Annotated in this window: 23 protein-coding genes; 8 read left to right on the top strand and 15 right to left on the bottom strand. The window is 38.4% G+C overall.

Annotated features, from left to right (window positions below; genetic code table 11):
- Window positions 1-59: 59 nt before the first annotated feature.
- The 6 genes from BMW38_RS14435 to BMW38_RS14465 form a co-directional block, all read right to left on the bottom strand.
- On the bottom strand, window positions 60-2,471 hold the full coding sequence (locus BMW38_RS14435) for a DUF6160 family protein (RefSeq protein WP_213031174.1): 2,412 nt from the start codon (window positions 2,469-2,471) through the stop codon (window positions 60-62).
- A gap of 32 nt (window positions 2,472-2,503) precedes the next feature.
- Window positions 2,504-3,229: a DUF6160 family protein gene (locus BMW38_RS14440; protein WP_092709293.1), complete on the bottom strand. Its 726-nt coding sequence runs from the start codon at window positions 3,227-3,229 to the stop codon at window positions 2,504-2,506.
- A 15-nt stretch (window positions 3,230-3,244) separates the two neighbouring features.
- Complete coding sequence (locus BMW38_RS14445) at window positions 3,245-5,287, bottom strand: hypothetical protein (protein WP_092709297.1); 2,043 nt, start codon at window positions 5,285-5,287, stop codon at window positions 3,245-3,247.
- 231 nt (window positions 5,288-5,518) lie between these two features.
- Entirely contained in the window at window positions 5,519-6,994 is a 1,476-nt protein-coding gene (locus BMW38_RS14450; protein ID WP_092709300.1) for a hypothetical protein, read from the bottom strand.
- A 305-nt stretch (window positions 6,995-7,299) separates the two neighbouring features.
- Window positions 7,300-7,869: a dCTP deaminase gene (gene dcd, locus BMW38_RS14460; RefSeq protein ID WP_003653416.1), complete on the bottom strand. Its 570-nt coding sequence runs from the start codon at window positions 7,867-7,869 to the stop codon at window positions 7,300-7,302.
- Between the two features lie 114 nt (window positions 7,870-7,983).
- Window positions 7,984-8,577 carry a LysE family translocator gene (locus tag BMW38_RS14465; RefSeq protein WP_092709303.1) on the bottom strand — a complete coding sequence of 198 codons (594 nt, stop codon included), beginning with the start codon at window positions 8,575-8,577 and terminating at the stop codon, window positions 7,984-7,986.
- Between the two features lie 362 nt (window positions 8,578-8,939).
- Between BMW38_RS14465 and BMW38_RS14470 the strand changes: the two genes are divergently transcribed.
- On the top strand, window positions 8,940-9,509 hold the full coding sequence (locus BMW38_RS14470) for a DUF2062 domain-containing protein (RefSeq protein ID WP_092709306.1): 570 nt from the start codon (window positions 8,940-8,942) through the stop codon (window positions 9,507-9,509).
- Window positions 9,510-9,541: 32 nt separating this feature from the next.
- On the opposite strand, the gene BMW38_RS14475 is transcribed toward BMW38_RS14470, so the two are convergent.
- From BMW38_RS14475 to BMW38_RS14485, 3 genes are all read right to left on the bottom strand, one after another.
- Window positions 9,542-10,414, bottom strand: coding sequence for a 5'-methylthioadenosine/S-adenosylhomocysteine nucleosidase (locus BMW38_RS14475; protein WP_092709309.1), 873 nt, complete (start codon window positions 10,412-10,414; stop codon window positions 9,542-9,544).
- A 143-nt stretch (window positions 10,415-10,557) separates the two neighbouring features.
- A complete protein-coding gene (gene apbC / locus BMW38_RS14480; RefSeq protein WP_005048722.1) occupies window positions 10,558-11,748 on the bottom strand; it encodes an iron-sulfur cluster carrier protein ApbC in 1,191 nt (396 codons plus the stop codon).
- Between the two features lie 147 nt (window positions 11,749-11,895).
- Complete coding sequence (locus BMW38_RS14485) at window positions 11,896-12,396, bottom strand: hypothetical protein (RefSeq protein ID WP_004641505.1); 501 nt, start codon at window positions 12,394-12,396, stop codon at window positions 11,896-11,898.
- 284 nt (window positions 12,397-12,680) lie between these two features.
- On the opposite strand from BMW38_RS14485, the gene metG reads away from it, so the two are divergent.
- Window positions 12,681-14,747 carry a methionine--tRNA ligase gene (metG, locus tag BMW38_RS14490; protein ID WP_092709381.1) on the top strand — a complete coding sequence of 689 codons (2,067 nt, stop codon included), beginning with the start codon at window positions 12,681-12,683 and terminating at the stop codon, window positions 14,745-14,747.
- Between the two features lie 89 nt (window positions 14,748-14,836).
- On the opposite strand, the gene BMW38_RS14495 is transcribed toward metG, so the two are convergent.
- From BMW38_RS14495 to BMW38_RS14505, 3 genes are all read right to left on the bottom strand, one after another.
- Window positions 14,837-15,172 (bottom strand): calcium-binding protein, encoded by a 336-nt coding sequence (locus tag BMW38_RS14495; RefSeq protein WP_092709312.1) that lies wholly within the window; start codon window positions 15,170-15,172, stop codon window positions 14,837-14,839.
- The gene (locus BMW38_RS19495) at window positions 15,153-15,341 is read right to left on the bottom strand and encodes an NF038215 family lipoprotein (protein ID WP_003653431.1); all 189 of its coding nucleotides are present in this window, start codon (window positions 15,339-15,341) and stop codon (window positions 15,153-15,155) included. Before BMW38_RS19495 ends, BMW38_RS14495 begins: the two co-directional genes overlap by 20 nt.
- A gap of 162 nt (window positions 15,342-15,503) precedes the next feature.
- Window positions 15,504-16,127, bottom strand: coding sequence for a LysE family translocator (locus tag BMW38_RS14505; RefSeq protein WP_004641496.1), 624 nt, complete (start codon window positions 16,125-16,127; stop codon window positions 15,504-15,506).
- Between the two features lie 177 nt (window positions 16,128-16,304).
- On the opposite strand from BMW38_RS14505, the gene BMW38_RS14510 reads away from it, so the two are divergent.
- The 5 genes from BMW38_RS14510 (at window position 16,305) to BMW38_RS14530 (ending at window position 21,945) form a co-directional block, all read left to right on the top strand.
- Window positions 16,305-16,874 (top strand): TetR/AcrR family transcriptional regulator, encoded by a 570-nt coding sequence (locus BMW38_RS14510; protein ID WP_092709315.1) that lies wholly within the window; start codon window positions 16,305-16,307, stop codon window positions 16,872-16,874.
- Entirely contained in the window at window positions 16,871-18,514 is a 1,644-nt protein-coding gene (locus BMW38_RS14515) for an MFS transporter (RefSeq protein WP_092709318.1), read from the top strand. The genes BMW38_RS14510 and BMW38_RS14515 overlap by 4 nt, the downstream gene beginning before the upstream one ends.
- Window positions 18,515-18,554: 40 nt before the next feature.
- The gene (locus BMW38_RS14520) at window positions 18,555-19,682 is read left to right on the top strand and encodes an HlyD family secretion protein (RefSeq protein ID WP_092709321.1); all 1,128 of its coding nucleotides are present in this window, start codon (window positions 18,555-18,557) and stop codon (window positions 19,680-19,682) included.
- Window positions 19,683-19,746: 64 nt separating this feature from the next.
- Window positions 19,747-20,628: a 1-aminocyclopropane-1-carboxylate deaminase/D-cysteine desulfhydrase gene (locus tag BMW38_RS14525; RefSeq protein ID WP_092709324.1), complete on the top strand. Its 882-nt coding sequence runs from the start codon at window positions 19,747-19,749 to the stop codon at window positions 20,626-20,628.
- Between the two features lie 117 nt (window positions 20,629-20,745).
- On the top strand, window positions 20,746-21,945 hold the full coding sequence (locus tag BMW38_RS14530) for an NAD(P)/FAD-dependent oxidoreductase (protein WP_092709327.1): 1,200 nt from the start codon (window positions 20,746-20,748) through the stop codon (window positions 21,943-21,945).
- Window position 21,946: 1 nt separating this feature from the next.
- On the opposite strand, the gene BMW38_RS14535 is transcribed toward BMW38_RS14530, so the two are convergent.
- The 3 genes from BMW38_RS14535 to BMW38_RS14545 form a co-directional block, all read right to left on the bottom strand.
- Window positions 21,947-22,117 (bottom strand): hypothetical protein, encoded by a 171-nt coding sequence (locus BMW38_RS14535; protein WP_003653446.1) that lies wholly within the window; start codon window positions 22,115-22,117, stop codon window positions 21,947-21,949.
- A gap of 128 nt (window positions 22,118-22,245) precedes the next feature.
- Window positions 22,246-23,910 (bottom strand): mechanosensitive ion channel, encoded by a 1,665-nt coding sequence (locus BMW38_RS14540; RefSeq protein ID WP_092709329.1) that lies wholly within the window; start codon window positions 23,908-23,910, stop codon window positions 22,246-22,248.
- A 221-nt stretch (window positions 23,911-24,131) separates the two neighbouring features.
- On the bottom strand, window positions 24,132-24,365 hold the full coding sequence (locus BMW38_RS14545) for a hypothetical protein (RefSeq protein ID WP_016139123.1): 234 nt from the start codon (window positions 24,363-24,365) through the stop codon (window positions 24,132-24,134).
- A gap of 290 nt (window positions 24,366-24,655) precedes the next feature.
- Here BMW38_RS14545 and BMW38_RS14550 point away from each other — a divergent pair, with 290 nt between their 5' ends.
- Window positions 24,656-25,075, top strand: coding sequence for a hypothetical protein (locus tag BMW38_RS14550; protein WP_170834073.1), 420 nt, complete (start codon window positions 24,656-24,658; stop codon window positions 25,073-25,075).
- Window positions 25,076-25,089: the final 14 nt, after the last annotated feature.

Below are 25,089 nucleotides of genomic sequence, written 5' to 3' on the forward strand. Positions count from 1 at the left end.
TCCAATCACATTCAAAATAAATTTTTTATAAAAAGTGGCAATGACCGCCACTTTTTTGGTTAGTTAAAAGCACCATTTCTAGGCACAATACTAAAGCTACTATTTAAACGTCCACCAGTAATCGCAAGCTCACCTAAACGTGCACCTGCACCAGTTGATGGAGGATAGAAGTTAATATCTTTAACACGTAATGCACCGTCAATACTCTTATCTGGATTAAAATAAACCGCCGTATTTACGCCAACTTTACCTAAACCACTTGCACTGTCTTTACCAACAACTAAAGCAGTATTAAACGCAAGCTTTCCAGTAATATTATCAAAACCAATTGCAGAACCATCGATCGGATCACTAATTTGAACCGTATTTCCAGTTGCTGTGGCAGGCATGGTGAAATCGCCCAGTACAGTTAGAGCACTACCATCTGCAATTGAACTATTTGGCACGATCGATAAGTTAAGATCTCCGCCTAAACGCAGTTTTAGACCAAATAAGACATCATTATTTCTGGCAAAGTTATCAATTGGTGAGGTACATGAACCAGTAGCTGGACAAGTTTTATATTTTGCCCCAGGTAAATACCCTGCTGCAATTTCAGTTGATAAAGCAAGGAGCATCTCTTTTAAACTAACATTAAGACTGCCATTTTCTAAGCCAATGCTTCCATTGCCTTTGAGGAACATATCGATATTACGTAACCCCATGTAATAATCGGTAGGACTACCTGCATTATTGGCATTTGGAGAACCATCAATTAATAAAATTGAGGTTGTTTTAGTTCCAGTCGCATCACGTCCAGTAGTTCCAGCAGCAATACCAAAACCTAAACGAGATGTCGTTCCAGATGCAGCAACAACATTCTGAACAGGTTTACCATTGGCATCTTTTGTATAGTAATAGGCACTATTTGCAGGGGCATCTAAACCATATACAGCAGCATTAGCATTTAAGTTATAGAAAGGTAATGCCAAGCCCCACTGGTTGTTTGCACCATTGTCTGCAAACTGATTTGCAGGAGCGACATTCGCACTTGTTGTAAAGCGACCGCGTCTTGAAAATGCTTGAAACTCCGCTCCACGCATCGCAAGAATTAAGCTAAACGGATTAGTAACCGTATCACGGTGAATATTATGTTGATAATCAGCAGCTGTCGTTAAAGTACCACTGCCTAAACGGATTCCATTTAAGGTTGCGTTGTTTGGCATTAATAAGGTTTTTGTATCTGCAAGATTTAGATAAATATTTCCGCTGTCGAAATAACCGCGTGTCGCTGAGTTAAGACCTGTTAGATTACCAAACTCAAAACCGTAAGCATTAAGACCCGCTCCACCAATTTCTAAAGTGGTTGCTTTGCCATCTGCACCTAGCATTGAATCATTATCTTTGGTGAACTCACCTTTCATACGAAAGGCAACGCCAGATTTACCTAAAATACTATTACTTGAACCTGTACCCGAAGCTGTATTTGCAGTCCCTAACGTGGTTGTATCCGCCGTACCATCTAACCCACGAAGTTGTAGATAACCGTTGACCATTCGGCCACTTGCACCTAAACGAATCAAGCCTTTCGCATTTTGTGGGCTATTATTTGCATCTAAAACATAAGGGTTAGATTTATCTACATTGGAACTGAGCATGACCTCAATATTTAGACCGGAATTGGTTACTTTTCCACTGCTGTCTACATATGTACCTGCGGTTAAACTGGAAGCCGAATCCGCTACGCGGTTAAAATCAACATAGCCATAGGTACTATTGGGAGTTTGCCCTACACTAGCAACGTTAGTTCCAGTATTTGTCTGTAAAACTACACCACGGGTCGGGTCTACAAACATGACCCCTTTACCAACAAAATTAAAGTTAAAGTTTCTTAAAATTAGCTGGTTTAACTGATTCCGAGCATCCAATTGCCCTAGATAAATATTGGCATTATTAATACCAAGCGTCATGCTAGATTGGCTATTTGGACTAAATAAACCATCTTGAGTAGTAATTGCCAAATTTAAAGGAGAAGTTGTTTGAATTGCTAATTGTCCTAAAGTTGGCGAACATGTAGCTGAACTATTACAAACTTTAACGCTATTTACCGTAATAAGAGAAGGGCTACTCTGCATAGAAAAATCTATGCCTGCTTTACCAGTGGTTGTATTACTCCCCACATCTAAACGGTAATTAGTACTTAAAGGCTGGCTAGATGCATTACTTTTTTGGACTTTTACACCACTTGCTTGAGCTCTTAATACCTGATCAGCACTTGTTGGTGTGCCTGCATGGTCATCCCAGTAAGCATTATCAATATTAATTTCATTAAACGTAGTTTGAATCGAGATCCCATCTTGTCCATTGACAGCACTCAAATCAGCATCTGTTAAAGCTTCTAAAGCATAAATTTGTCCACTCACTAACAACATGCTGGTTGTTAATGTATTTAAAATAAACTTTGAGCTGTGATTTTCTTTATTTTTTTTCATCACTTCAGTTCCTTTGAAATCTACATTAACCCTTAACAACGAGGATGGCTACCATCACAGCTAAAGACCATGACTTTTCCTTGAATAGCCAAGTTTCCGTTCATCATTAAGCCCATAAAACCAGTTTCACGCCCATAGTCATAGGCCGATGGAGTTGCTGTAGCAACTTGCTGTGCTGCACTATTAGCAGTCGCAGCATATGTCGGTTTTTTGAAATATGCATAATCATACATATTTGCACTCGAACCTTGCGTTGTTGTTGAGCTGGTAAAGTTATCTTGTTCAATCGATAAAGCATTGAAACCAAAATTACGAATTAAAATCGGCTGCGCTGCACTAAAACTAAGCTGAATGGCGGGCTTAATAATTTCTGTATTGTTTTTATCCAGATATTTTAAATCAGCACCATCTAAACCCATTTTTTGAATATTTAAAGTTCCTTGTACACCTTTAAACACTAGCCAAAGTTTATTACCACTATCACTATTTTCAGCCCAACCGCTTGGCTTACTTGCATCTGCTTGTACAAAACGTTTGTTAATCGCTAAACCAATATGGCAGAACTCTACGTTCTCACAGACACCACCACTACCATTATCAAATAGACCGTTAGTGGTTTGGTTTAAATTAAGCATTAAAGATAAATCAGCACCAGCTTGGCCATTAATTGCCTGCAAGGCATCATTATCTAAAGTTTGCAGCTCCGCATGAGTAACCGTTGCAAAAAGAGCGAGGATTAAGGTATTTAATTTTTTCATATCATTATCCTCCTCTTATAAGCCTTTAGTTGTCAGTTTCAGATGCTGGATTAATACACCATCAATGACAGCTGAACCCATGTTATTAGTAATGGCTGAGCTAATTTGTGCCCCAGATAATTTATAGGTGTTCAAATCTGCATTTGGCGTAGTCGTGTACCAACGTCCCCCCTCATAACGAGCATCGGGTAAAGGCGTACTAGTAGGCACAGTGTACTGAGCTCCATTCCCCGCATCGGCTAAGGTATAACCAGTATTATTTACTGTTGGATTATAATAAGAGGTACTGTCAATACTCGCCCAGTTAGCGCCTTGAGAATCAAATTTTAAACCTGAGCCCGCATTTCCAGTCCAACCCGTTGCTGTACGGTACTGCCATGTATCATAACAAGTACTTAAGTTCAAAAATCCACAACTATAACTGCCTGCACGACGCTCCTGATTTTGCAATTGGTAGAAGTTTTTAGTTTGCGTTATCGCCGCCACAGTGCCCGTAGGTAATTTACCAAATGAAATACCGACCGCATCTTGTGTACTGTTCCCTTTAAATGCCTCTAAAGTATTATTCGTTGCATTATAAACTGTGGAACCAATTGAGATACTGCTGTGTGTTGCACTAGAACCTTGGTAAGTTTTACCACCTAATGTTACATTCGTACCGCATTGGTAAATATTACAAGTTGAACCTAAATAACTCGTATCGGCACCACTATAATCTGTATAAATTTTCTTATAAATTTCTGGTTTATTCGGAATACGAGCAAGTTCTAAACTAAAGTTTTTACCATCTGAGCTTAAAACGAGTGGTTGATATAAAGACCCTAACACAAGGTTAATGTTTGGGTTATAGAGATATAAACCTTCATTCGCATCAAAAGTTGGAGCAAGCCCACCATTAATTGCAGGTGTTACCAAATTACCTTGGGTAGTTCCAGATTCACGCGTACTTAAACGTAAAACATTATTCATAGCGCTATCCGTTGGCGCGGTCCATGAACCCGTTGAAGTAACAGTCGTAGTCTGACTACGAACCCGATATAACCAATCCGCGCTTGGAGAGTTATTACTTGGTGCACCAGTATATTGGGTACTATAGCGATTTACCCACGGCCCTACCGAAGACGTTGGAGTATTTGAAGTAATTGTTGCTCTTAAATTAGAGGCATCACCACTGTTTAAACGAAAAACTCCTGCTAAACCCAAAGTATCATTATAAAAAGGACTCATTCCACCAGCAGATGTTGCGCCACCTAATGTTTGGAAAAGCTGTAAACGACTGCCATTTAAGCTAAAGTTATTCCAAACCCCTTGTAAACGAAGACGGTTTGCACGGCTTGCATCAATACTTGTACCAATCAAGCCATTCGAGTCGCCATAATTAAATTGGTCTGCTGCACCATTTATTTTATTTGGATTTCGGACAAAAATATCTGACCATAAACCTAATTTCAGCTTATAAGCATCTATACCAGCAGAGTCCTTCGTTCCAACCTCATATAAAGGGGCTTCCAAAGCTAAATAAGTTACTTGGCAAGAAGGGTCACTCGCACCACTACAAGTAGCCGCACTAAAATTAGGTACTGAATTTGCTGTCGCAACTTTAAAAATCCATGGGTTGACGGCAGTACCCCAACTCGAAATTGCAGCGGCTGCATCAGTAGAAGCAATACGGGTATTTGTATCATTATCAGATTTGGAAAGCGCTAAACCATAAAGAAAAATATCTGCTTTACCAACTGCACGGTCACCCGAATCAATCGAGCCATTTTTATTGGTATCTGCTGCGGTCATACTCAAAGGACCAACAGGTACATAATTGATATAACCCGTGTCTTTAGTACGATCAGTTAATATCTGACTTGAGGTTTCATTAGCACCTGCACCACGAAATACCATATAAGTATTCTGTGGCAAGATAGCAATACCCTCACCTGTAGTTTCACTTAAGCCCGCATCAGAAAGTTCTTCGAGTGCGAAACTAGCTTGGCTTATACAAAGCCCGATTAAACTTGCCAAAACGGTTTTTTGAAACCTTACCGTATAATTAAGTGTAGTCATCTTGACCTTCCTGTTTTATACGATGCCGCGCACCATATTTATTTTTCTTTAACAATCCTTGATGCCAGGTGAATCTATCCTTTTCACCTTAGACAAAGAGGCAAATCTAAAAGATATTGCCAACCTTTCCACATTTCTATTATGCGGAATATTTGCACAAATGCAAAAAAAAGCATGTAAAAAATTACTTTTCCGATGAATGTAAAGCAACCCAAGCCGCCTTCTCGCCATTTAACAAAAAGTTAAACCTGAACCATGGCAGTTTGGCTTAAAGTTTTGATTCGTTAACTGCAAGTTACTTAAATTTAATGTGAGCGGACTATTTTTCAAATCAACCGTACCAATATTTACATCTAGATCACCCAGCTTTAATAATCCCCCTAAATCAGAAGTTTGTGCTGGGTTAGCTTGTAAATAGGCAGAAACAGCCGTTGAAATTTGCGGAAAAAGAGGTGAAATATCAATCGCATCTTGCGGAATGATGTTCCCAACGTTAACTGGATTTGCAAAAGACATCCACCAACCCTTTTGAGCCACGTCATCTGCTTTCGCACCTGGCCATTGAAGCATTTGATTTTGCAGTGCGAGATACATTGGTGAGTTAATTGGTAAATTATGAATAAGTCCCAAAGACTGGGTTAAATTTAAATTTGCAGTAATATTCGAGATTGTACCATTCATATATACATTAGAAAATTTAGAACCTTGGCCTGCAATGAGACATGCTAATACACTACAGCTTGTTACTGTAGCTTCAACTTTACCACCCTGAGTATAAATACCTGTTGGTTCAGGATAAGCTGGGTCGTGTGGACCTGCGGCATTATATTGCACCGTACCATCTACTGGGTACGAACTACTATGTCCGACATAAATATTAGGGACTTTCACTGGAGCAGATAAAACTTTGGAGCTAACTCTATTACCATTAACTTGAATGGGAGCAATTTCAAAATAGTTATTTTGAATGCCTGGAATATTAAATCCACCATCGGAAGTAACAAAACTTACCTCAGCTGCCCCTCCCAGACCTAGAGCTTGTAAACGACCTGTAACTGCATTTGTTCCATATAAATTGTCGCGTGTAGCAGAAGTTGTCGCATAACCTTTAATTAAACCACTGCTATCAGATTGAACCTGCATATAACCAGAAATCGAGTTGATCCCATTTGGCCTAGATGTATTTTCAGTACCTGCTGTAAGCAAGCCGATAAATTTCTCAGCACTTAATCTTAAACCGGCGACTTCACGGGTTGATGCAGAATTAGGATTTTTAATTGCAAATTCTATAAACGGATTTGTTAAAACAGCAGAAGACGAAGCACGCTCTTCACTAGACATCGCCAAAGGATTACCATTCGTATCGAACTTTTGACCACTTAGGCTTAGATTATCAATATCAATATCACAGCCACCAGCACCATTAACGCCGCCACAACCTAACTGTAATTTACGAATATTGGTGTTAAGTTCTAATTCAGCTTCCAAGCCTAATTTATAGAAACCAATATTACTACTGTTATCGCGCAGTTTTTCTAAATTTGCAGAGTCCGTAGGCGCAATATAAGACATACTCATCAAAGCTTGGCCACGAGTTGCGGATAGTTCCGAATCTGACATAGGGACTAATGTAGAGGCAGCATACACTGAAGAAAAGCATAAGCTTCCAAGCGCTATCGCTACATGAAGAGACGTAAACTGTCGCATGGCCGACCTCCGTATCCTTGGGGGCATAATCCTGTTTAATTTCTTTTTATTTGGCCTGTCTGAATTTAGTAGATATCTAAGTAATTACTACTAAAAAGACAAACTATATCCGATACATTTGTTTTTCAATCCTGTGATGCAGAACAAAAAAACAAATCAATTATTGATCATATTATATTATTTTCTACAAAAGGAAACTGTCATTTATCACTATTCCGATAAACGCACCTCATGTAAATTTTATTCATAAAATTGGGCCACCTAAGCGACCCATTATTTTAAAACTCTTCTTTATCTAAGAAAAATTATGTTTTCGGAAGTGTAACGCCTGTTTGACCTTGGTATTTACCACCACGGTCTTTATAAGATGTTTCACATACTTCATCACTTTCAAAGAATAGCATTTGTGCTACACCTTCCCCTGCATAAATACGTGCAGGTAAATTAGTGGTGTTTGAAAATTCTAAAGTTACGTGACCTTCCCATTCAGGTTCTAACGGAGTCACATTCACAATGATACCGCAACGAGCATAAGTCGACTTGCCTAGACATACTGTCAATACATTACGAGGAATACGGAAATATTCAATTGTACGTGCTAGAGCAAATGAGTTTGGCGGAATAATACAAACATCTGACTCAATATCGATAAAACTTTTGTCATCAAAATTCTTTGGATCGACAATTGCAGAATGTACGTTAGTAAAAACCTTGAATTCACGGGCACAGCGTACATCATAACCATAGCTAGAGACCCCGTATGAGATCAACTTTTCACCATTTTCATCAAAACGGACTTGATTCTCTGCATAAGGTTCAATCATGCCGTGTTTTTCGCTCATCTCGCGAATCCAACGATCAGACTTAATAGCCATGTATTTTCTATCCAAAAGGTAATTTCATTGATTTCGACGTACTTTAACTTAAAAAAGCAATTATGAAAACAACGCAAAGCTACTCAAACAAATAAGAATAGCTCAGCGGTACCTTTAAAGGCTCAGTAAAGCAGAATAGCTAATAGGAATTGAAAAACTGACTAAAACGAGTGAAGCTGTTTTTTGTAAATTCGTCTGATTTAGCCAAGCAACTTTCTTAGAAGCTAAAAGTGATCCCAAGAAAATCCAGAATAAGGCAATTGGCGTAATAAGTGCTAAGTAAGCCATCATATGAATCAAATAAATGTGAAAATCACTCCACGCAGCTACCGGAAAAATTGCCGAAGCAAAGAGCAAGGCTTTAGGATTCAATAAAGTTGCACAAAATAATTCACGAGTACGGATCGTAGGCTGATTTAATTCAATTGTTTGATTTGCCGTATGCCATAACTTAATGGCTAAAAAAATAATATAGCAAGCACTCAACAGCTTAAGAATAGGCGGCAGCAATGGCAATGTGGTGGACACTTTCCCAATTAGCATTCCCCATGCAGAAATAGAGATCACGTAACCCAAAACTTCTGCTGGAATAAGTTTTACTGACTTCCGTAGTCCTACTTGCACACCTGAAGAAGCGAGTAAAGTGTTAGTTGGACCAGGTGTTAGTAAAATTGTGGCTACTAAGCCAATAAAAAGCCATGAAATCATTGAATGGCCTCACAATATAGTCATCTCAGATTAATAGATATCCTGTCACATGGCAAAAGGTAATTGTAAGACAAAATTTTTAAAAACATTTCTAAACTCAAAATAAAAGCATTAAAAACATATGCTTATATAATTACCACTAAAAGTAATAAAGAAAACTTTACGGTCAGTTGTTATGCTTTTCAAATAATTTCGTACTTAAATAACATAAGTATTTTTATTTTAAGTCTATTTTTCCATCAAAAGTCTTTATAATAAAAAATATATAGTGATGGTAAGTTTAAATTTTAAGCTTTTAATAAGTTTCAATTCATATATTGTTTCTGATTTTTTTATTTAGAGCACCGCGCTCTACTACCTTAATGATTATGGCAAAGCACTTTTTTCAATCTTGGCTTCCCTCACCCGAGAAAGTTTCAAATATGAAATTTCTAAGGATTTTTGGTAAAAAGACCCTTAATCCTGTGCTTTGGTATGTCAATCGAAAATCAATTACCCGAGCTGTTTTTGTCGGAACCTTTTTTGGTTTACTGCCTATCCCTTTTCACAGTGTATTTATTGTGATGGCAGTCTTACTATTTGAAGTAAATCTACCAATTAGCTTAATGCTAGCTTGGCTAAGTAATCCTCTTACTTTAGTTCCTATTCTATATATTGGGTTTTGGTTTGGTGCGCATATTTTTCATGTGCATATGATTAACAAAGAAATGCTGCTAGGTGTATTGCACCAGATTTCCCGCTGGATTACTCATTTCGGCCATGGGCACATTGATTTTAGTCTTGCGAAAATTTTGATGACAGGTCTTGTTGTAGAAGCTTTCGTATTTGCTGTCATTTTATATCTATCTACAGAAATTTTCTGGCGTTGGATGGTCATTAAAAACTGGAAAAATAGACATCGCCATAAAAAGCAAGAAGAAGAAGTTTTATAAAGACTCCGATCTTCTTGCTTAGTTTTAAATTATTATTTTGGTAGTTTTGATTTCATATACTCTTCAGCCACATTGAGTACATACTCTTGGCAAGCCTCTCCTGTACCAGGGTCGTAAGCCCCATTATTCGTAATATTATTAGATAAGATTCGAATTCCTAGAAAAGGAACATTAAACTGGCTGGCAATTTGTGCAACAGATGCTGCTTCCATTTCCTCGACTGAAGTGCCATAGCGTTGATGGAAGAATTGAATACGATCAAGCTCATTATTCCAGACATCTGCTGAACCAATTGTTCCCTCCACCACCTCGCCTTTGTCATAACGGACTTTATGTGCCGCCATTAATAACTCTTGGTCACCTTCAAATTTACGAATTGCAATAGGTTCTGGGTCAGACTCGTCTGTTGGCAAAACATCAAAAGCCTCAACCCATGTGAGTGAATTTGAACCACCACCTAATGGTTGTTTAGGAGTTCTAAATGCCCCAATATTGGTTGCGTATTTTCCTAAGACAATATCGTAAACGTGTAGATCTGGGTCGTGCCCGCCTGATGTTCCCTGATTAATAATTGCAATCGGCTTATAACGTTCAATGGCTAAAGCAGTTGCCGCAGCTGAGTTACTCATACCCATACGGGTTTTAGAAATAATCATTGGATAACCATTATAGGTACCCTTCCAGAATGTCCACCCACCAATGGTTTCAACAGTCTTATTCTCTAATTTTGAAGCCATTCTTTCCGACTCTACAGGCAAAGCACCCTGAATAATAATCGGCTGTAATTTCTGTTTTTGCTCCTGAACTGTTGGTGTTTGTGAAACAGAAGAGTCGTCATTATTGCATCCGACTAAAAATAAAGCGCTACATAAACTGATTACGCCAAAAGCACATTTAAATTGCATTTTTTACCCTTTCTTTTTAAAAAGTGTAAAGTAGCAATCTATATGCCAATTTCAAGTTTAGCTTTGTTATTAAGATTCAGTGGTTTAATTTTTTATTTTAACCAGATAATAAAAAACCCGACTTAAGGTCGGGTTTAAATAAATCAGAAGATACGTTTGTCATCACGTGTACGTTGAGGAATTTTTTCAATTTGTTCCCACATCGCCTTAGCAATATCAATATAACTATCAGCGGCATCATCCATTGCTACAACACTAGGTTTGCCCTGATCAGCATGCTCACGGATCTGAGCATTTAGAGGCAAGCGGCCTAATAATGGAATATGGTACTGTTCAGAAAGCTTGTCACCCCCGCCAATACCAAAAATTTGCTCCTCATGACCACAATTAGAGCAAATATGGGTCGACATATTTTCAACGACGCCTAATACAGGAATTCCAACTTTATTAAATAATTCGATACCTTTAGTAGCATCTAATAAGGCAACATTTTGTGGCGTAGTCACAATGATTGAACCAGTAACTGGGATACGCTGCGCAAGCGTGAGTTGAATATCACCAGTACCAGGTGGCATATCAATCATCAATACATCTAAATCAGGCCAAAGGGTCTGATTAAATAATTGCATTAAAGCACCCGTTGCCTTCGGTCCACGCCACGCGACAGGTGTGTTGTTATCACCAGTTAAATGTCCAATCGATAACACCGCCATGCCATAAGCATCTAAAGGCACGAAATTTTCACTTTCAATAAGAGGAGTTTTGCCAGCATTTCCCAGCATAGTCGGAATACTTGGGCCATAGATATCGGCATCCAACACTCCAACTTTAAGCCCCATTTTTTGCAAGGCAAGCGCTAAATTGACAGTAGTTGTCGATTTACCAACACCACCCTTACCTGACGAAACTAAAATAACATGCTTAATGCGAGGATGAAGTGGAACATCTCTTTGTTGCGGAGCTGCTTTTTGGATAGGCGGATTATTCGGATCTGGTTCTGCTTTAGGTGAAGCATCAAGCACAGGAGGTAAGTTCGAACTTTCTTGTGCAGGGCGCTTTTGCTGAACCACATGCAGGTTTAGTTCTTCAATACCACACTTTTCCAAAGCTCCAGCCAAATCATCATGAATTTGCTGCAAGTGCTCTTTTTCATCAGGAAATGTATTAATGGTGAGTTGTAATACTCGACCTTGAACTTGAAGCTGACTAATGCGCTCTTTTAAAGCATCTTTTGAATGTGGTAGTAAATAATTTTGGAGTACCGTTTGGATTTCATCTTCTTTCACTTCTTGTGCGGGTGAAAAAACAGACTTTAATGAAGAAAGCCAAGACATATTGTTTACTCCAAAAACAGATCATTACAGCTTAATGGAGATAGTGTAACAGTATTGATCCGCACTCGCTCACCTTAGGATGAAGAATTGCTAATTTTCAAGCTTCCATCTTTTAGGTAAGGAGTGCAGATTTTAGTTTAAATAAACTTACTCATCAGAATCATGGTGCTTCAATTTATTTAACTTATCTGTTGCTGTTTTCTTCAACTCATCAAATTTCGCCGTTGCTTGCGTTTTTAACTCATCAAATTTTGTTGCAGCCTCATCTTTTAACTCTACTGCTTTGGCTTTGGCGTCATCAAGTTTATGACCCGCTTCTGTACGTAAATGATCGAACTTATCTTGCAAGGTATGCTGAGCATCCTCAAGTTTGCCTTTCAAATCATTTGCTTTATCTTCAACTGCCTCTTTACCAGCAGCTTGTTTATCTTTTACATTTTCCTTTAAATCATCCAAAGCTTTTTCACCCTGAACTTTTGCATCTGCCACTTTGGCCTTTAATTCATCTACTTTATCTTCAACAGCTTCTTTACCAGCCGCTTCTTTAGCTTTTACGTTTTCCTTTAAGTCTTCCAAAGCTTTTTCACCTTGTACTTTTGCATCTGCCGCTTTTGCTTTTAACTCATCTAATTTATTTTCAGTAGTCATCGTTGTTATCCTCGTAGTTAATTAAAAAATTACCTGAATAAGTTATTAGTTATACATCGTTATGGCTTATTTTCTGACCGTAACTGCAATTTGAAACAAAGACAATACAGGAAGATTCAAATATTTTTTGATTTGTTTATCTGTTCTAAAGAGAAACGCTCTCTGACCGAAACCCATTTTTATAGAAACCTCTTGCGCCAAGCCAAAGATTATTAATCTTTGCTTATCTCCCTGCATCAGTTAAAATCTTCCACCTTATAAATACGAATGAGAGAATGAAATCCGTGCGTAAAATTTTAGTCACTAATGCCCTCCCTTATGCTAATGGTCCAATTCATATGGGTCATTTACTCGGTTACATCCAGGCAGATATCTGGGTTCGTGCCATGCGAGCAATGGGTCATGATGTGACTTATGTATGTGCGGATGATGCTCACGGTACAGCAATTATGCTACGTGCCGAAGCAAATGGTATTAGCCCAGAAGAGCAAATTGCGAATGTTCAAAAAGAACACATCCGTGATTTTGACGGTTTTGGCGTACATTTCGATCATTACGATTCAACTCATAGCGATGCGAACAAAGCCCGCTCAACAGATATCTATATTAAAAACCGTGAAGCTGGAAATATTGCAGTTCGCCCTGTAACTCAATTATTTGACCCAGAAAAAGGCATGTTCTTGTCTGACCGTTTCATTAAAGGCACATGCCCAAAATGTAAGTCAGAAGACCAATACGGCGACTCATGTGAAGTTTGTGGTACGACCTATAATGCAACTGAACTACTTAACCCACGTTCAACTTTAAGTGGTGCAACGCCAGTTGAAAAATCTTCAGATCACTATTTCTTTAAACTACCGAACTTTGCTGAGTATTTACAGAAATGGACCCGTGATGAAGGTCGATTACCTGTTTCGATTGCAAACAAGCTAGATGAATGGTTTGAGTCGGGTTTAACCGATTGGGATATTTCCCGTGATGCACCTTATTTTGGTTTTGAAATTCCTGATGCGCCAAATAAATACTTCTATGTTTGGGTAGATGCACCAATCGGTTATATGTCGAGTTTTGAAAATTACATCAAAACTAAACGCCCAGATTTAAGTTTTGATGATTTCTGGAAAAAAGACAGTCAAAACGATGTTTACCATTTCATTGGTAAAGATATTGTTTATTTCCATGCATTGTTCTGGCCTGCAATGTTGGATGGTGCAAACTATCGCACTCCAACAGGCTTATTTGTGAATGGTTTCTTGACTGTGAACGGACAAAAAATGTCTAAGTCTCGTGGTACTTTTATTAAAGCAGAGACTTATTTACAGCATTTAAATCCAGAATATTTACGTTACTACTTTGCATCTAAACTTTCAGATAAAGTTGAAGACTCTGATTTAAATCTTGATGATTTTATTCAAAAAGTAAATTCTGACTTAGTCGGTAAAGTCGTCAATATTGCTAGCCGTTGTGCTAAATTTATCAACAGTAGCTTTAACAATACTTTATCTACTGAATGTGTAGAATCTGAGTTGGTGCAAAGTTTTATTGATACAGGTGATTCAATCGCTAGCGCATATGAAGCACGTGAATTCTCAATGGCTATTCGTGAAATTATGGCGCTTGCTGATCGTGCAAACCAATATATTGACGAGAAAAAGCCATGGGCACTTGCTAAACAAGAAGGTCAAGAACAACAAGTTCTTGATGTGTGCTCAGTTGGTATCAACTTGTTCCGTCAATTAGCTGTGTACTTAGCTCCAGTTCTTCCAACTTTGGCTGAGCAAGTTCAAGGTTTCTTAAAACTTGAGAGCTTCAATTTCGAGTCACGTAAACAAATTCTTGTAAGCCATGAGATTGCACAGTTCCAACCGCTTATGCAACGTGTTGATCCAAAAGCTGTTGCAGCAATGGTGGATGCATCTAAAGAGTCTTTAGGTACTCCTGCTCCAGAAGCAACTAAAGCAGCGGCGAAAAAGGACAAAGCTGCCGAGAAAAAAGCGGCTCCTGTTCCAGCAGTTGGTGAAGCAGAAATCATTGGTATTGAAGATTTCTTAAAGGTTGACTTACGTGTTGCTCAGGTCGTTGAAGCAGGTACAGTTGAAGGTTCAGATAAATTACTTCAACTTACTTTAGACGTTGGTGAAGCTGAAACACGTAACGTATTCAGTGGTATTCGTAGCCAATATGCACCAGAAGATTTAAAAGGTAAACTGGTCGTTATGGTTGCTAACCTTGCACCACGTAAAATGCGTTTTGGTATTTCAAACGGAATGGTACTTGCTGCTGGAAATGGTGAAGGTATTTTCATTATTTCACCAGATAGCGGTGCAAAACCAGGCGATAAAGTTTCTTAATCTGCCTTCATAAAAAAAGCTTCCTAAATTGGAAGCTTTTTTATTTTTAAAATTCGAGTTCTTAAGAAACATAAATAAGTGAATTTAAATTACGACCACGGCCACCCTTCACAAGGGTTATTAAATAAAACATGTATGTTTCCTAACTCCTCATTTGTTAAATAGCCATTCTTATTTTCATCTAAATAATGAAATAACTCTATATGCTTGTTTTCGCCTTGAAAACGTTTATCGCTGGGCCAGTTATAAGGATAAAAATCCTCAACACGTTGAAATTCTTTTAGGCTGTACATTCCATCATGATTTAAATCATATTTTCCCTGAAAAAGCTCCCAATCTAAAGATGCAGGTTCACATGCATTGACCATACTCAAAATACAGTAAGTCGCACATCCTGCAAGTAACTTAATAGTTGGATTGCTCATGATTATTCGCTTGGATATCGGAAATTTTATAATCCTTTTCATGAACTGGAGTGCCAACAATACTCATGGTCCGCTCATTTGCTGGAGGTTGCTTACTCATCGTTCTCATCTCACATCCTGTAGTTAAGATGAGAAAAACTACAGAAATGCTCACCATTAGTTTTTTCATAACGTGATCCTCATTTCTTTTTGTTTTATTTATTAAGTTACCACTTTTTAAATGTTTAAGTGCTAAAAAAGATATTTCAATTTGTATATATTTTACGCAAAAATAAAGCCAGACTATAAATCGCTGGCTTTGGATTTTTTAGATATTTTAATTAAAGACTTATCATTTGAAGAAAATTAACTTTAAACCCAATAGGCTAACAATGCTTCCAGCAACTCGGTCAACACCAGTTTTTGCCTTTAAGTACATTGTTCTAGGCTTCTCTGAAGATAGCAGCATTGCAACACATGAATACCATCCCGCATCGATCATAAAACAAATCACTGGCAATGCGACGTAGTAATAATTTGGGATTTCTTTCGGCAGTAAAGCAGTAAATACACTTGCTAATACAACTGCGATTTTTGGATTACTTAACTGAGTAATCAAACCATATCGATATGCCTGTTTATAGGTCATTTTCGATTTGGCATCATTTTCCATTGCAATTGGTTCTTTGGCATGCTTAATAATTTTAAAAGCTAGCCAAAGTAAATAAAGCCCACCACCAATTTTTAAAATTAAATAAGCAGAAGGTACAGCCAATAAAACCGCTTGTAATCCCATAACAGCTAATAAGCCAAACAGAGCCGCACCTGTACCCGTTCCTAAAGCCGTGAACAAACCATGTTTACGTGATTTAGAAATTGAATTTTGTGCCACATAAATAAAGCTTGGCCCAGGGCTTATTGCTCCAAGCATCAATGCCATCGCAATTGAAAAAAGAGGAATAAGGGACTCAAACATTGTATTGACCTAGCATTACGCAATTGCGCGGTATTCTAGCAGCTTTTTATGACGCATATAAAAATGCAGAAAATATAAATGATGAAAAGTGAATTTTCATGTTTTACAATTTATCTCTTCACAACGGACAAAAATGTCCGTTAAATATATAACCTTTAAGACTCCCCAATCGATGACATGAGTAAACGTCAAAAAATTGCTGCCCATAATCGGGATGAATTACTTAATGCGGCCGAAGAATGTTTTCGTATTCATGGCATCAATGTCCCCTTACAAGTTGTGATTGACCATGCTGGTGTAGGACGAGCAACGTTCTATCGTAATTTTTGCGATCGCAAAGCTTTAATTAGCGCACTTTTAGAACGTGCGATTACACAGCTAGAGCAAAAAGCAGCTCATTTTCAACAATTCGAAGATGGTTTATTTCGTTTAATTGAAGGACATATTGGGCAGCTTCCCAAGCTCGCAATTTTGCAAGATTTTTGGAGAGTAATTGATCGACAAGACCCAATTATGTTAAAAATCTATGAACGGCGAAATAATGCACTTAATCCACTGATTGAAAATGCGATAGAACAAAAATTATGCCGAGCTGATTTCACTGCTGATGACTATGCAATGGTCACTGCTATGTTGGGTTCTTCATTTCAAGGACATGAACCAGAAGAACAGACTCGCTTAGCAAAACGAGCAATTGAATTACTATTTCATGGTATTCAAGTACAAAAAATTCGAGGGATAGAATGAGTAAAACGCCTCGTTATTTAGAAACACCACCCGACTGGACGCCAGAAGAACAACCGACTCTACCTGGTTCACCAGCAGCGATTGCACACTCTGTACCTAAGCGGTTTATTTACTTTTTCATCGGTTTATTTATCGCTCTTTCGGCAAGCTTAAGTAATGGTTTTATTACGGCAAACTTACCTTTAATCCAAGGTGAATACGGTCTTACCCCTTCCGAAGCTGCTTGGCTGCCTGCGGCCTATGTCATGGCAAATGTCAGCTCAAATCTAATTTTGTTTAAAGCCAGACAACAATATGGCCTGAGAGTATTTTCAGAAATAGGGCTGGTTATTTTTATTGCGGTTCTTGTTTTGCATATTTTTGTGCATACCTATGAAATGGCACTATTTGCTCGAGTTGTGGCTGGTTTAGCGGGTGCACCACTAAGCTCTTTAGGTATGTATTACACCATGCAAGCCTTTAAAAAAGCAGACATGGCAAAAGGAATATATATCGCCTTCGGCTTTCAGCAACTTGGCGTACCCTTGGCTTGGATTATTTCTCCTTTCCTTGTAAGTACAGACAGTTGGTCTGTTCTTTACACCTTTGAGCTCGGCTTAGCACTTTGTTGTTTAGCCATGGTCGTTTCATTGAAATTACCACGTAGCTTAAAAATTTATGTTTTTGAGAAGCAAGATTTCTTCACCTTTGCTTTACTGGCTCCAGGTTTTGCATGTTTATGTATCGTGCTGACGCAAGGTCCAATTTTATGGTGGTTTAATAGCGAATGGCTTGCTTACGTATTAATGGCAGGTTTTAGCCTAGTTGTGCTCGGTTTACTCTACGAACACTATCGTGCCAATCCACTGATTATGACGCGTTGGCTAGGCGCCTCTTCAACCCTACGTTTCATTTTTGGTGCTTTTGCAATACGTCTTTTAATGTCAGAGCAAAGCTATGCTGCTGTTAACTTCTTAAAAACAATGGGAATGGGACCTGATCAATTTGTTCCACTCTATGTTGTGATATTCATAGGGATTTTAAGCGGAACACTTTTTAGTGCACTTACTTTTTCACGCGAACGAATTATCTTCCACTTACTTTTTGCAGAGTTTTTGATTCTGGTTGCATGTGGACTAGATTATCACTTAACCAGTGATGTTCGACCGGTAAACTTCTTTGCAAGTCAGTTCTTAGTGGGTTTTGCTGGCGGTTTATTCATTGGACCATTACTTCTTATTGGCTTTGCACAAACCTTGGCTAAAGGCCCTTCGTATGTGGTGACTTTTATTGTGTTGTTCTCTGCAACCCAAACTTTCGGTGGTCTGGTCGGGTCTTCTTTCTTCTCGACCTATCAACAGCACCGTACACAGAACTATCAGGCAGAGATCATTAAAGATTTAGAACAAGCAGACCCTCTAGTCGCTCAAAGGCTCTCTACCTATCAACGCAGTGCATCAATCACCACTACTGACCCAGCATTACAAACAGCTCAATCCATGCGCTCACTTAATCAAGTGGTCACTCGTGAAGCCCAAGTGCGAGCCTACAATGACGTTATTGCATTAAACGGTATTTTTGCCGTCGCCCTACTCTTATGGGGTGGATTTAATATTGCACGTAGTAAATATCTACAACGCAGAGGAATTAGCCGTCCTTAACGGCTTTCGTATTTGATGAAATAGAAATTGAGATTGATATATGTCAGATGATCAAAACAAACCAGAACAAACACCTGCTCAGGCACCTGCCAACGAGCCAACACCTGCACCTGCACCTGCACCTGCAAGTAAACTCATTCCGACAAAACGCTCAACTTTATTATGGATGCTGGTTGTTCTTATTGTCGGTATTTTAGTGATTTTATGGGCATGGAGAATCGGGCCATTTGCAACCAGTGTTCAGCAAACTGACAATAGTTATGTCAAAGGTAAAACCACAATTTTATCTTCACAAATTAATGGCTACGTTAAAGATGTAGTCGTTAAAGACTTTGATCATGTCAAAAAAGGTCAAGTGCTCATGCATATTGATGCAACCACTTACGACCAAAAAGTAACTCAAGCAGCATCAGGTGTTGAGCAAGCTAAAAATACTTTAGCCAATCAAACTCAATCCATTGCCCAAAAACAAGCTGATATTGTGGCGGCACAAGCCAAAGTGGATCAAGCAAAAGCTCAATACGAACTCTCTTTAGCACAGCTTAGACGCTATCAACAGTTAGGAAATAGTGGTGCAGCCTCTAAGTCTGAGCAAGATAAAGCCGCGGCAGATGCAGAAAATAACCTTGCAGCCCTTAAACAGGCAGAAGCCAATGTATTAGTTGCAAATGAAGCGCTTAAAACAGCACAAGTCGCAGAAGCCGGCTTAGAAGCACAAGTTTCAAGCGCTAAAGCACAGTTAGATCAAGCACAAACCACCAAAGACTATAGTGTCATTGTTGCCCCAATGGAGGGTCAACTTGGTGAAGTGAACCCACGTGTTGGTCAATATGTAGCAGCAGGATCACAATTACTCTACCTCATTCCCCAGCAAACTTGGGTGATTGCCAACTTTAAAGAAACCCAGATTACCAATATGCGGATTGGGCAAAAGGCATGGTTTACAGTCGATGCCATGAAACACAAAAAATTTACTGGACATGTTGAACAGATCTCTCCTGCTGCGGGTTCCGAGTTCAGTGTATTAAAACCTGACAATGCAACAGGTAACTTTACTAAAGTTGTTCAACGTATTGCTGTGCGCATCACCATAGACCCAAATCAAAAAGGAATGGAACATTTACGTCCAGGTATGTCAGTAGTTACTTCTGTCGATACAAACTCGTAAAGAGCTTTTTAAAGTTCTATTTAAAAAGCTACAATGTGATCAATCATTATTTTCTCAATTTCTAATGTTTGATCACATTGCTCAATCCGTTCCTTATCAACATATTCAACTACCCTACTCCCTGCATCTCGACATTAAGCGGTTAGATCTCATTCATCCTCAAATCTCGGGGAATAAATTTTTCAAACTAAAATACAATCTACTTGCAGCGCAGCAACGAGAATTATCACGTGTTTTGACTTTTGGTGGGGCTTATTCAAATCACATTGCTGCAACTGCATATGCAGCTCATCTCTTTGGCTTTAAAAGTGTAGGCATTATTCGTGGTGAAGAGTTAGCTGATAAACCTCTTAATTCAACCTTAGCAAAAGCTCAAAGTTTAGGAATGCATCTACATTTTGTCTCGCGCACTGAATATCGCTTGAGAGATGACGCAAACTACCTTCAACAATTACACAATCAATTTCCTGAAACTTTCATTATTCCTGAAGGCGGTTCTAATGAGCTAGCAGTTCAAGGCTGTCAGGAAATTCTCAGTCAAAGCGATTTACAAAACTATGATGTGATTTGCTGTGCAGTCGGAACTGGTGGGACTATTTCAGGACTAATTGAACAAAGTGCACCACATCAAAAGGTTCTAGGGTTTTCAGCATTAAAAGGCGACTTTCTACAACAAGATATTATGCAGTGGACTAAAAAACAGAATTGGTCACTGACAGATGCCTACTGTTGTTGTGGTTATGCTAAAACTTCATCTGAGCTATTCACATTTATCCAAAACTTTGAAGAGCAACATGCGGTACCTCTTGAACCGATCTATACGGGAAAAATGATGTTCGGTCTCTTTGACCTTATCAAAAATAATTATTTCCCTGAAGGAACTCGCATTCTGGCAATTCATTCTGGTGGCTTACAGGCCGATATAAGTAACAAGCTAAGCTACTGATTCATTAATATTTAGGAGATATCGCTCCTCATACCGATAAATGTCTTTAGCATGAGTAAGTGTCGGCATGATAGTATATGCCCCTTTTTAATTTTCAAGATTAATCGAGAATCTCTTATGTCTAACAGTCATGTCGATGTCATTGTCTTAGGTGCAGGTGCTTCTGGACTCATGTTGGCTGCACATGCTGCTAAACGCGGGCGCTCGGTTTTAATTTTAGAAAAAGCCAATAAAATTGGTAAAAAGATTTTAATGTCGGGTGGTGGTAAGTGTAATTTCACCAATCTATATGTAGAACCTGATAACTATATTTCTCATAATCCGCACTTCGTTATTTCAGCCCTGTCACGTTATAGCAACTGGGACTTTATCGGTTTGGTATGTGATTATAAAATTGCCTATGAAGAACGTAAACACGGGCAATTATTTACTCTAAACGGCGCTAAAGAAATTTTAGAAATGCTGGTGAGTGAGTGTAATAAAACTAAAAATGTAGATATTCAAACCCATTGCGAAGTTGGACAAATTACACCCTTGGAAAAAGGTGGATTTTCACTAAATACCAATCAAGGACATTACACTTGTGATTCTTTAGTTATTGCTACTGGGGGCTTATCGATTCCAACATTAGGCGGTTCTGGTTTTGGCTATGAACTAGCACAAAAATTTGAACATCAGGTTTTTCCAACTCGTGCAGGTTTAGTTCCATTTACTTTTTCAGACCATATTAAAGAAGTGACCACACGTTTAAGTGGTAATGCTTTGGATGTGACGTTAAGCAACTCAAAAAATAGCTTTACTGAAGCATTATTATTTACCCACCGTGGTTTGAGTGGACCAAGCTCCCTACAGCTTTCAAACTATTGGAATTCAGGAGAAAGTTTTAAAATTGACTTTTTCCCAAGCCAAGATTTAGTGACTTATTTAAAAGATAAAAAGAAAACACAGCCTAAAGTTTTATTACGTACTCTTCTTAATGAGTTTACTGCCAAAAGTATCATCCAAGAGTTACAACAACTCATATGGTCAGAGCAGAGCGAAACAGCGATTGGTAATATCAGTGATGTACAGCTAGATCATATTGCCGAGCAATTACATGGATTCGCAGTTAAACCATCTGGAACAGAAGGATATCGTACCGCTGAAGTTACTTTAGGCGGAATAGATACAACAGAAGTATCTTCCAAGACTATGGAAAGTAAAAAGCAGAAAGGATTGTTTTTTGTTGGCGAAGTACTCGATGTAACTGGCCATTTAGGAGGTTATAACTTCCAGTGGGCATGGTCTTCTGCCTATGCTGCTGCTCAATACGTATAAGCTAATTTGAGTTTTTCGAACTATTTGATGCGTTCTGTGAATCTTGCGGCTGGGAAGTAGTCTGTTTCGAGTTTTCTGACTTACTAAATACAAACTTATAAGCACTCGCTAAAAAACCTACCGTAATTCCGGCAATGACAATTGGTGCTAAAAAACGACCTGGTTTCTTCATCGTATTTTCCTCACTTATTTGTTTTTATAACGGCCAAAAAAGAACGACCACTCAATATAGAGTGGTCGAACTTATCACAAAAATCAAAGATTTTTTGTACTGTTTATCTGAAATTTAATTTAATTCCCTTAAATTTCATCATTTTCCCCCGTAGAACCAAATGGTTTATTGACTGGAGGTTGCGCTGGATTCACCTGCACAGAATCTGCTGGTTTTGCATCAGATGAAACTGTTGATGGTGGAGTAATTGGCGCAGATGTAGTTGTCGATGAAGCCGCACTAGTCGTACTAGAAGGCGGTTGATAAAGAGGATTTGGTTGATTCGCTTCTTTCTTAGCTTTATCTAACAAATCAGTTAAAAGTCGTTCTGCTGGTTGGCGACCACCTAAACCGAATGCAAGAGCGAAAGCCACTGCAACCGCACCTAGAGTTAAACCAAATGCAAGATTAACAATTGAATCTGCAATACCCATCGCTCTTAAACCAAGCGCAAGTACTAGACCAATAATTAAGACACGAACTAAACTAGCTAACCAACGCGAGCTATTATATTCACCACGTTGCACCACGTTCGCCACAACATTTGCGAGCCAGAAGCCAATAACCAAAATAACAGCACCTAACAGAATGTTTGCACCGAAATGGATGAACATTGCAATTAGACCACTGATTTGGTCGAAACCAAGACGATCCGCAGCTTCAGAAACCGCAAATAGCATGGTAAAGAATACGATTAGGCAACCGACAGCACTAGAAACTTTAGTTTGACCCAAAAAGCGTTGTACATCTAATTTAGCAGGAATTTCATCAACACCAGTGCCAGCAATTAACTCTGCAACCAAACGCCCCACAAAACGAGAAACAATATAAGCAACCAGTAAAATTAAACCAGCCGCAATAATGTTTGGAATCGCCTGCAAGATTTCATTCAGCATTGCTGTTGCTGGCTGAGAAATTGTTTCAATGCCTAAAGCTTCAAACGCTACAATCAATGTTGTAATAATAATGATGGCAAAAACAAACGAACCTAAGAATTTGCCTACATTAGAGCTTTTGAAAAGACCAATTTTTTCAGCTTGAGCCTGAACACCTAAGCTATTTACTAAACCTTCAACAATACCACGTACAATTTTTGCCAAGATATAACCAACAAAAACGATAACGCCAGCAATAAAGATATTTGGTAAGAACGCTACGGCGTCATTTACCATATTTTGAACTGGAATCAGTAAGCCTGTTAATCCTAATATTGAAAGAACAATCGGAAGGAAAAGTAACAATACAAGCCAGTAAAGAATTTCACCGATATTTTGGCTAATTCCACCTACACCCACTTCACTGCTTAACTTATCATCGAGTTGGGTTCTGGATAAAACATTGGTAACCCCTGCTCGCACCAGTCGAGCAACGATCCAACCAATAAAACCCACCACCACAGCAGCAATAATATTTGGAATATAGACGAGTACCTGATTTACCATATTGCTGAACGGGCCACTTACTCCACTAATGTTAAGTACATTTAGAGCCGCAACAACAGCTAAGATTAAGATAAACCAGAATACGACTTTGGAAATTAAGCCTTCAATATTGGGGGCTCGACCAGTGGCTGAGGATAGTTTTGCATTGGTATTTACTTTTTGTAGTAGCTTTTTCACACCTGCTGCTACCAATAAAGCAATTATCCAACCAACTAATAAGATCACTATCGCAGCCAGAATAGGATGAAACTGATCCCAGTAATACATTGCATCAAATTGAGCGCCGCGAGGCCCATCAAAAAAATCATTCATATTGTTATGTCCTCAATTGTTCTGTTCTTTTCAGTGTTATCTCTAGGAAACACCATTCGTTGTAAAAAATGACGATGAATGTGGTCTATCTCACATTATGTTTTGAATATTTTCTAATCAACACACTTCTGCATAAATACAACAAATTGATGCAAAAGGTTGCAAAAAAGCCTTCAGGTTTACACCTAAAGGCTTGATATCAAGATAAACTGATTCGCTTATTACCCTATATAGGTCTTTAAATTCAAATCTGAACTACCCTTAATTACATGTGGTGTGGTCTCATTTTGAAAAGCTCCCTCTTGTTTAGGAGTCTGGTTGTGGTCAGCAACCATATAAACGATAAGCGCAAGAAGAAAAAGCCCAACAATAATTAAAATATAAACTGGCAATCTTCTTTTTTTCGCAGTTTCTTCAGGACTCGTCACATGAGGTGGTTTTGAAAAATCATGCATCTTCTTTCCCCTCTTCTATTATCATTAACTTTATATTCATCATAGCAATTTGCTTTGTTGCATTGTGTGAAAAAGCATTATGCGAAGGTGTCTGTGATTGCAAAACTCTACTTTTAAAATAATAAAAATAGTATAAAATTTGCACACATTAATTTAGACGATTAAAAATAATTTCTAGTTATTCACAAACTTCGTCTATGTCCCATTTGTAATACAATATGTTTTAGCGCTTACTTTTTAGAAAATAGGCTATAATAAGCCCCCATGTTTTAAAGCTACTCTATTTTATGATGTATCGTCAGCAAAACGTAACTCTTGATCTCGACACTGACGTCACACATCAATGTTATATTCACCAGACAAGGGACGAACATCTCATTGGTATTATTGAATTTAATAAACCAAGTTATGAACTCAAATGGGGTGATCTGGAGTATTTTCGTCGTCGCACTGAAGAATTTTCAGTTATGCCATTTCCTGACTGCATTAACGCCATGATTGTTGATATTCGTAATATCAATATTTTTCTGGACAATGAAGTTCCGATTTTACCTTGGCGTTTACTTGAAGAAGACTGTCCTGTTCGCTTAGTTGTTCCCCAAGAACGTTTAGAACACTATGCAGGTCTTTTTGAGCCAACTTGGCTTTCAAGCGATGTAGACAGTGCGATTTCCGAAATTCGTGAATTTATGGATATGTTTGTCCATTAATAAACATATCCATA

Origin of the sequence: Acinetobacter sp. yr461 (assembly GCF_900110445.1) — a bacterium.
Classification (GTDB): Bacteria; Pseudomonadota; Gammaproteobacteria; order Pseudomonadales; family Moraxellaceae; genus Acinetobacter; species Acinetobacter calcoaceticus.

Excerpts from the sequence above, each read along its gene's own strand:
- BMW38_RS14435 (WP_213031174.1), bottom strand. The coding sequence starts at position 2,471 with ATGAAAAAAAATAAAGAAAATCACAGCTCAAAGTTTATTTTAAATACA.
- BMW38_RS14440 (WP_092709293.1), bottom strand. The coding sequence starts at position 3,229 with ATGAAAAAATTAAATACCTTAATCCTCGCTCTTTTTGCAACGGTTACT.
- BMW38_RS14445 (WP_092709297.1), bottom strand. The coding sequence starts at position 5,287 with ATGACTACACTTAATTATACGGTAAGGTTTCAAAAAACCGTTTTGGCA.
- BMW38_RS14450 (WP_092709300.1), bottom strand. The coding sequence starts at position 6,994 with ATGCGACAGTTTACGTCTCTTCATGTAGCGATAGCGCTTGGAAGCTTA.
- dcd (WP_003653416.1), bottom strand. The coding sequence starts at position 7,869 with ATGGCTATTAAGTCTGATCGTTGGATTCGCGAGATGAGCGAAAAACAC.
- BMW38_RS14465 (WP_092709303.1), bottom strand. The coding sequence starts at position 8,577 with ATGATTTCATGGCTTTTTATTGGCTTAGTAGCCACAATTTTACTAACA.
- BMW38_RS14470 (WP_092709306.1), top strand. The coding sequence starts at position 8,940 with ATGATTATGGCAAAGCACTTTTTTCAATCTTGGCTTCCCTCACCCGAG.
- BMW38_RS14475 (WP_092709309.1), bottom strand. The coding sequence starts at position 10,414 with ATGCAATTTAAATGTGCTTTTGGCGTAATCAGTTTATGTAGCGCTTTA.
- apbC (WP_005048722.1), bottom strand. The coding sequence starts at position 11,748 with ATGTCTTGGCTTTCTTCATTAAAGTCTGTTTTTTCACCCGCACAAGAA.
- BMW38_RS14485 (WP_004641505.1), bottom strand. The coding sequence starts at position 12,396 with ATGACTACTGAAAATAAATTAGATGAGTTAAAAGCAAAAGCGGCAGAT.
- BMW38_RS14495 (WP_092709312.1), bottom strand. The coding sequence starts at position 15,172 with ATGAGCAATCCAACTATTAAGTTACTTGCAGGATGTGCGACTTACTGT.
- BMW38_RS19495 (WP_003653431.1), bottom strand. The coding sequence starts at position 15,341 with ATGAAAAAACTAATGGTGAGCATTTCTGTAGTTTTTCTCATCTTAACT.
- BMW38_RS14505 (WP_004641496.1), bottom strand. The coding sequence starts at position 16,127 with ATGTTTGAGTCCCTTATTCCTCTTTTTTCAATTGCGATGGCATTGATG.
- BMW38_RS14510 (WP_092709315.1), top strand. The coding sequence starts at position 16,305 with ATGAGTAAACGTCAAAAAATTGCTGCCCATAATCGGGATGAATTACTT.
- BMW38_RS14515 (WP_092709318.1), top strand. The coding sequence starts at position 16,871 with ATGAGTAAAACGCCTCGTTATTTAGAAACACCACCCGACTGGACGCCA.
- BMW38_RS14520 (WP_092709321.1), top strand. The coding sequence starts at position 18,555 with ATGTCAGATGATCAAAACAAACCAGAACAAACACCTGCTCAGGCACCT.
- BMW38_RS14525 (WP_092709324.1), top strand. The coding sequence starts at position 19,747 with ATGTTTGATCACATTGCTCAATCCGTTCCTTATCAACATATTCAACTA.
- BMW38_RS14530 (WP_092709327.1), top strand. The coding sequence starts at position 20,746 with ATGTCTAACAGTCATGTCGATGTCATTGTCTTAGGTGCAGGTGCTTCT.
- BMW38_RS14535 (WP_003653446.1), bottom strand. The coding sequence starts at position 22,117 with ATGAAGAAACCAGGTCGTTTTTTAGCACCAATTGTCATTGCCGGAATT.
- BMW38_RS14540 (WP_092709329.1), bottom strand. The coding sequence starts at position 23,910 with ATGAATGATTTTTTTGATGGGCCTCGCGGCGCTCAATTTGATGCAATG.
- BMW38_RS14545 (WP_016139123.1), bottom strand. The coding sequence starts at position 24,365 with ATGCATGATTTTTCAAAACCACCTCATGTGACGAGTCCTGAAGAAACT.
- BMW38_RS14550 (WP_170834073.1), top strand. The coding sequence starts at position 24,656 with ATGTATCGTCAGCAAAACGTAACTCTTGATCTCGACACTGACGTCACA.